The organism is Candidatus Omnitrophota bacterium (genome assembly GCA_013791745.1).
Classification (GTDB): domain Bacteria; phylum CG03; class CG03; order CG03; family CG03; genus CG03.
Map to the genome: position 1 here is coordinate 21316 of VMTH01000177.1, position 6778 is coordinate 28093.

General features: G+C 50.3%; 7 protein-coding genes. 1 reads left to right on the forward strand and 6 read right to left on the reverse strand.

Annotation, left to right across the window (positions count from 1 at the left end; translation table 11 throughout):
* Positions 1-18: 18 nt before the first annotated feature.
* Positions 19-1359 carry a sugar transferase gene (locus tag FP827_09320; GenBank protein MBA3053265.1) on the reverse strand — a complete coding sequence of 447 codons (1341 nt, stop codon included), beginning with the start codon at positions 1357-1359 and terminating at the stop codon, positions 19-21.
* A 104-nt stretch (positions 1360-1463) separates the two neighbouring features.
* On the opposite strand from FP827_09320, the gene FP827_09325 reads away from it, so the two are divergent.
* Positions 1464-2390 (forward strand): hypothetical protein, encoded by a 927-nt coding sequence (locus FP827_09325; GenBank protein ID MBA3053266.1) that lies wholly within the window; start codon positions 1464-1466, stop codon positions 2388-2390.
* A 28-nt stretch (positions 2391-2418) separates the two neighbouring features.
* Here the strand turns inward: FP827_09325 and FP827_09330 are convergent, their stop codons facing one another.
* The 5 genes from FP827_09330 to FP827_09350 are packed head-to-tail and all read right to left on the reverse strand — an operon-like array spanning position 2419 to position 6761.
* On the reverse strand, positions 2419-2613 hold the full coding sequence (locus tag FP827_09330) for a hypothetical protein (protein ID MBA3053267.1): 195 nt from the start codon (positions 2611-2613) through the stop codon (positions 2419-2421).
* The gene (locus tag FP827_09335) at positions 2589-3254 is read right to left on the reverse strand and encodes a FecR domain-containing protein (protein MBA3053268.1); all 666 of its coding nucleotides are present in this window, start codon (positions 3252-3254) and stop codon (positions 2589-2591) included. The genes FP827_09330 and FP827_09335 overlap by 25 nt, the downstream gene beginning before the upstream one ends.
* Positions 3184-4158 (reverse strand): hypothetical protein, encoded by a 975-nt coding sequence (locus FP827_09340; protein ID MBA3053269.1) that lies wholly within the window; start codon positions 4156-4158, stop codon positions 3184-3186. The genes FP827_09335 and FP827_09340 overlap by 71 nt, the downstream gene beginning before the upstream one ends.
* Positions 4155-5501 (reverse strand): amidohydrolase family protein, encoded by a 1347-nt coding sequence (locus tag FP827_09345; GenBank protein ID MBA3053270.1) that lies wholly within the window; start codon positions 5499-5501, stop codon positions 4155-4157. Before FP827_09345 ends, FP827_09340 begins: the two co-directional genes overlap by 4 nt.
* A gap of 3 nt (positions 5502-5504) precedes the next feature.
* Positions 5505-6761, reverse strand: coding sequence for a hypothetical protein (locus tag FP827_09350; protein MBA3053271.1), 1257 nt, complete (start codon positions 6759-6761; stop codon positions 5505-5507).
* Positions 6762-6778 lie beyond the last annotated feature (17 nt).

Genomic DNA, 6778 nt, shown 5'->3' on the forward strand with positions numbered 1-6778 from the left:
AAAACGGCCTGCCGATGATCAATAAGCCCCTTTTCCAAAAAAAACGGCGGGGACCGTTCTTAAAAGTATACGAAAATCTTCCTCCATTGACCAGTTCTGCACATAAAAAATATCCAGCCGCACCATTTCTTCGTAAGTCAGATCGCTGCGGCCGCTGACCTGCCAGAGGCCGGTGATGCCGGGTTTGATACGCAAGCGCCTTTGCGCCGACTCGTCATAACCCTCGGCCTCGCTGAGAATCTGCGGGCGCGGGCCGACTATTGACATATCTCCTTTGAGCACATTAAGGAGCTGCGGCAGCTCGTCCAGCGAAAACTTCCGCAGGAATCTTCCCACCCGCGTCACTCTGGCATCGCGCTTTTTCTTAAAAAGCAGGTTGCCGCTTTTGTAATGGGAGCGGCGTTCTTCCCTGATTATGGCATCGGCGTTTTTTACCATCGTGCGGAATTTGAAAAATTTAAAATCCCTGCCCCTTCTTCCCCGCCTTATGTGGCTGTAAATTATATCCCCGGGGCTGTCTATCTTTATCAGCGACGCTATGAGGATGAAAAACGGCATAAAAACAGCCACGCCCGCTATGGTCGCGGCCACATCAAAAATATTTTTCATAAACAGATGAGTGCCCGTTAACGGCGTGGGCTTGAGCCTCAGAAGAGGAATGCCGAAAAATTCATCCATGACAAGATCGCCGAGCTTGAGTTCCAGAATATCCGGCACGAGCTGAAAATCAACGCCGTAATTCTCACAAAGGTTAGCTATGTTCACGACCTTTTCGTGATTGAGAGGAAAATTTGCTATCACCACGCCGCCGAAACCGCGGTTTTGCGTATACACTCTCAATTCTTCCGCGTCGGGATAATGATTTATCCACAAGGCCGCCTGATGCCTGAGCCGGAGCCGGCGCTGTAATGCCCGCACTATTTTTCCCCGCCCCACAACAAGTATCTTATCCGGCTGAAAGAACCTCTTTATGCACAGAACCATAAAAAATTTCAGAAACTCTCTTTCGGCAAAAACCATGATCACCGAAAACATCAGAAAATATGTGAGCATTAGCCTGGAATAAGAAAAAGGCCTCCAGAAAAATGTGAGAACTATAACAAAGCCGAAAGCCACCGCCCCGGCTCGGATGATCCTGAAAAGCTCGTAAACATAAGTCAGCTGCAGCTTGTTGTAAAATTTATAGTGATAGAAAAAATATATAAAAACCAGCAGAACAGGAGTGAGCAGCCTGTTATACGCCGGATGGAAAAACAACCCGTGCCTCATATAATTCGCCAGCATAAAAGCCAGCAAAAGAACCGAGGCGTCCGCGAACAGGTAAACGAACTTAAAGGCGAAAATAAATTTTTTCTTCATTCGGCATGATTATAGCAGAAAGCCGCCGATACATCAAAAATAATTCGCGTGATATTTGTCACCGAACCGCGGCGGGCCGGGCAGACGCGGGCACGGAGCTCAAAATGATTTTTTTTGCTAAAATAATAGCTATGAAAAATTTTAAGGCATGCTTACTGACAATCCTGTTCTGCCCGTGCGCTTTCGGGGCGTCGGCAAGAGACTTCGGCTGGAAGGGCGACCCCTATTACAGCTACGCGAGTTTTTCACAGATCCTGCGGACAGAGAAAACCATCACGCAAAGCGAATCAGAAACATCTCTATATATCAGTCTGCTGAAAGAATCTTTCCGGCCGAGCGCGATACTCTTAGAACTTTTCGCCAGTCCCCTGCCGTATGCGGCCTCGCACGCGAAAAAACACAACAGCGCCCTGTATGAGAATTTTGACTTCTCCGGCAGCGCCAATCTGCTGAACGCTCTGACAGCGGGCGAAGAAGATCCCTGGGGGGTGTCGCTGTTTGTGGGAAAAATCGTACCCTTCAGGCCGGGAAAGGCGGCGGGTTACACCGGAGTCGCTTACTCGGGAGGCCTCCTGACAATGGGCAAAAAACACTTCAAAAACAACGTGATATACGACGACACATGGGCCCAGCTGGAGTGGAAGATAAAAGGAGTGCGGGTGACAAGGTTCTCCAAACAGATATGGAGTTTCAGAACGGGAGTGAAGCTCCATGACAATCCGGCTATACGCGATTCCTTTTACTTTTCTTTGTTCCGCGACAGGATTGATTACGCCCAGAGGCGGTTCCGATTCTGGCGGAATTCAAATTTTGATGTGTTCGCCGCGTTCCGCAAAGAAGACCTGAAACCCGTGAAACTGCAATTGCTGATGGGCAGAAACTTTCCTCACTCTGCCCGGAAAAGAGGCGCCTCTTACTCAATATCAGCCGGTATCCTGTGGGAAGGCCGGAGCAAATATTCGGGCGTGATGAAAGAAGTTAACGAAAGCCCGTCCGTCCAGTTCATATTGCGGCCCACGGTGAAATTTTAAGGCCGCTGTTCCGTGCTTTCTGAAAATATTAAGGACGTCCCCTTTTTTCGGGGATTATCTTTCTGCCCTTTATTTCTTCTATGATAGCTTCTTTCTCGCTTTTGCGGGATTCCATCCTTTTGAGCAGTATTTTCTCCTTGTTTTTTCTGTTCTTAATAGTTCTTTTGACGAATTTATCCAGCACTTTTTTCCTGTATTTTACATATTCCGGCCCCAGGCCCACAGGCTCCGACGGCTGAAAGCCTCGTAAACGAAGCTCTGATTTCCCGAGGCGACTTTTATTCTCTTAGGCGACTTGCCCCTGTTTTCAACTTCAACTTTTCCCTTATAGACTGCGGCGGCAGTTTCTTTCCCGTTATGCGTTACTGTAAATTCCGTGCCCCTGACACCTATTATAGCCAGAGGAGAGGAAACAAAAAAAACCGCCTCTTCGGACGGCACAACGGAAGATGTCACCCGGCCGGATTTGAGCGAAACCTCAAGAGCGCCGCCCGTGGAAAGAATTTCCGCCTCGGTATTTTCCTCAAAACGCACGGCGGTCTCATCGTCAAACATGATCTCGGCAAAAGCCGCGTCATCGGTTTTCACAAAGCTCTTCTCATACACCGGCGCGAATTTTTCAGCGTCATCCCACTTATCTTCGCGTAAAATCGTCACCTTTCCCCCGATATCAAGTATTGTGCCCGACGGCTCCTCGAAGGCCTGCAAAAAACAGAAAGGCGCCGAGGCCGCGAAAATGGCGGCGCAGAAACCGGTAAAGAATTTATAAGTCATTTTATCCTCCCTCCGTAAACTATAAAGGCAGATCGGAGCTGCCGCGGATCCGCTCAAGCGCTTTTCTGGCGGTTTCCGACACCTTCTCATCTTTATCTTCCACCGCTTTTATCAGCGTTGAAATGGATTTGGCCGTGCCGTTTTTAAGCAGTATGGCCGCGGCGGCTCGGCGCATCAGGATAGAATCATCTCCCGATAATATCCCGCATATTTTTGTTTCATCCACGGCTTTTTTCTCAAATAATATTTCCAGCGCCAGTCCCCGCACGTCAAAAGACTCATCATCCAGCATAGCCTCCGCAATTTTTATAAGCGCGTCCGTCCTCGTCGTTGACGCGAGTGTCTCCAGCGCCTGATGCCGGACAGCGGCATTCTCATCCCAGAGGAGGGAATACACCGCCTTCACTTCCGTGGATGAGGCGTGAGCGCCGTAAAAACGGCAAACCTGTATCCTGATGTCGGGGCAGGGATCATTAAACAGACTTCTCATCGCGGCGATTGTCTCTGCCGAACCGTCGCCGAGAGCGTAAAGGGCGTTGATAACATCCCATCTCACCCACATATCAGCGTCGTTAATAAGTTCTCTTATGTATTTTTCCACGCCCTTTTTGGGCGAGATATAAATGAGCGCGGCGACGGCGCTTTTTTCGTGGCGTTTGCGTTTAGACAGATTATCCAGCCCCAGGCCGGCTATATCGCCGAGCGACACGGAATAAGATTTGAAGCCTCCGCCGTTATAGCCCATGTCCAGCTTATCTCCCGACGATCTTATGATCCTGCTTATTTTCCCTTTGCCGGATTCAATAGTGTCGCTTTTGAAAATATCCCCGGCCGCCATAACAGCGCCGGCGGCACAGAAGACAGTCCAAAAACAAACAAAAAAGAGGACTGTCCCCATTACGGACGAAACTGAGCCTTGCGAAGTCCGCCTGTGGCGGGCTGAAAGCTCGCCGTGGCGGGTCGTAGATGGGGACTGTCCCCGTGTGTGATTCATATGAGTTTTCTGAAAATCAGCCTGCCGCTGGCACGCTCCGCGCAAAGACGGCCGTTTTTGTATATTATTTCCCCCCGGCGGATAGTGATATTGGAAAAACCCGAGAGCCTTCTTCCCTCATACGGAGACCAGCCGTAGGGCGCGCTCTTCCTTATAAGCCTGCTCCTTTCCGGATCCGTCACAAAGATGTCCGCGTCCATACCCGGAAGTATAGCGCCCTTTTTTTTCAAACCGAAATTCTCCGCCGCGGACTCCGATGTCAGGCGGGCCAGCGCCATCAGAGACTTTTTATCCCGGAGCGATGCGGTAAAGAGGAGAGGAAAACTCATCCCTATACCCGGCAGGCCCCTGGGGATATTTCGAAAATCTTTTTTATTGCGCTCTTTATCAGCTTTTGAAAAAGCGCAGTGATCTGTCCCTATCCAGTCTATGTCTTTTTTCAGTGCCCTGAACAAAGCCCTGTTGTCGCTTTTCTTTTTAAGCACAGGATTGCAGCAGAAAAGATAATTGTTTTTCTGTTCAAAAACAGCGTCATTGAGAAAAATGTAATGAGGACAGCTCTCCGCCTTTATGTCAACACCCCCTCTACGGGATTTAACGAGGGCCTCTATCCCCGCGCGCGAAGAAATATGGCATATATATATTCTCCCTTTCGCCTTTTTCGCGATGGAGGACACTCTCAAAACAGCCTCTGATTCCGCGCGTGAAGAACCCGATAAAGCAAAATAACGCGGGGCAGTTCTTCCGCTCTTCACAAGACGCGACAGATTATTTTCCAGTATTTTACCGTCTTCCGCGTGAAAGCCCACCGCGCCGCCGAGTGACGAAATATACCTGACGGCTTCATAAATCTCATTGTCCGTCACGCCCCAGCCCTCAGTCGGCGGCATAAATATTTTAAAAGTGGGAAAGCCCTTGCTTATAAGATAAGCTGCGTCTTCTTTTATTTTATCCGTCCAGCCCAGTATCTGGGGATGAAAAGAAAAATCCACACAGGCGGCCGAGGCCTGTTTCACTCTGCGCGAGACTTCGGCCTTTAACGAAGAATCCCGCGATGCGGGGATCGCGAAATCAATAAAGGCCGTCACGCCTCCCGCGGCGGCCTCGTGTGAGGCGGTATAATAATCATCGCAGGTTTTCGCCCCGTAGGCCTCGAGCATAAAATGCACGTGGGGATCTATGACGCCTGGAAAAACGAACTTTCCCGCGGCGTCTATAACCGATGAGGCATGCCTGACGGATGTTCCCATATATGACACGGCGCCGTTTTTTATGCCTATGTTTGTTTTTTGCGCGCTTTCGCTGTTTATGACAAGGCCGTTTTTGATAAAAATATCAAACACGTTTTATTTTAGCGAGCCCAGGAAGTTCCCTATAAGTTCCGTTATTTTATTTCTGAGGTCGTCGGGATTCGCCACCGACACATCGTCCGAAAATATGATTTTTGCGCTTTGCACATCCACAATATTCATCGTTATTATGTATTTCCCGAGGAGCTGGCCGCAGGAGCCAACCGCCATAAATTTAACATTCAGTACCTTTCCTATCGCTACCGCGCACTCGGCGGAGGAACAGCCCGTCTGCTGGAAACCCTGCTCCGCCAGCACCTTGTCCATGTTGTTTTTCTCTATAACATTGAATCTTCCGGTTTTCACGATATCGCTTCTCACGAAATCGGATATGAACGCCGCCTCACTCTGAGAAAGAGGCGCCCTCGCCTCAAAATCCGTCACCGCTATGTTTATTCTCTCGCCTTCCGGAACTTCCGGCAGCTTTGCTTTTTCCGCAGGTTTTCCGTCAAACGATTCTATTTCGGCAGGGAGCCGCCGCTTTCTCCTTTCCAGCGCGGACGGCGCGGGCGACTGCTGTTGCGGCGCGGCGGGAGCCGCTTTCTCAATGCGTGCCGGAGCCTTTTCAGCGCGAGGCGCCGCGCTTTCAACCTTACTCAGCTTTTTTCGGCCCCAGTTGTATCTGAGAGCCGTCATCACCCGGCTGCCCAGATCCGCCTGAGCCGCCGTCGCGAAATCAAAGGCGAATGCTCCGTAAGAAACAGTAAAACCGAAAGAATGCGACGCATCTACCTCATCATAACTCTCCAGTCCCAGCCGCAGCGACAGCCATCTGTTAAGAGCGTATTCCGCTCCGAACCGGGAAATACCAGTCAGCTGATCTGCGCCGACAGAAATACCCGCTTTCAATCTGTCGCCGGAATAACCGATAGAAACGCCGCCGTAAGACGGCAGCGCCTCATCACCCCATATTTTCGCTTCTCCGAAATTTGCCGCGCGCCACGCCGCTCTGAATCCCCGGTGCCTGAAAAACATCCCCATATCCGCGCAAGAGACGCTGTCCTCGTAGGAATTGGAATCCGCGACGAAAAACCTTTCGTTCACATTTCTCAGGCCCACGCCGACGGACAGATTTTTCAGCACGGGATAACCGGCGGAAAGAGACGCTATTTCCCCGTATTGCGAAAAACCGCTGTATGACGAACCGTCGTAATTTACAATAGGAAAACTTTGCTCATAGGAAAAACTGCCGAAAGCAAGGCCCGCTTTCTTTATACGGAAGACCGCGTCAATCCTGCTCATCCCAGCTTCCATGGCGTCATCCCCACCGC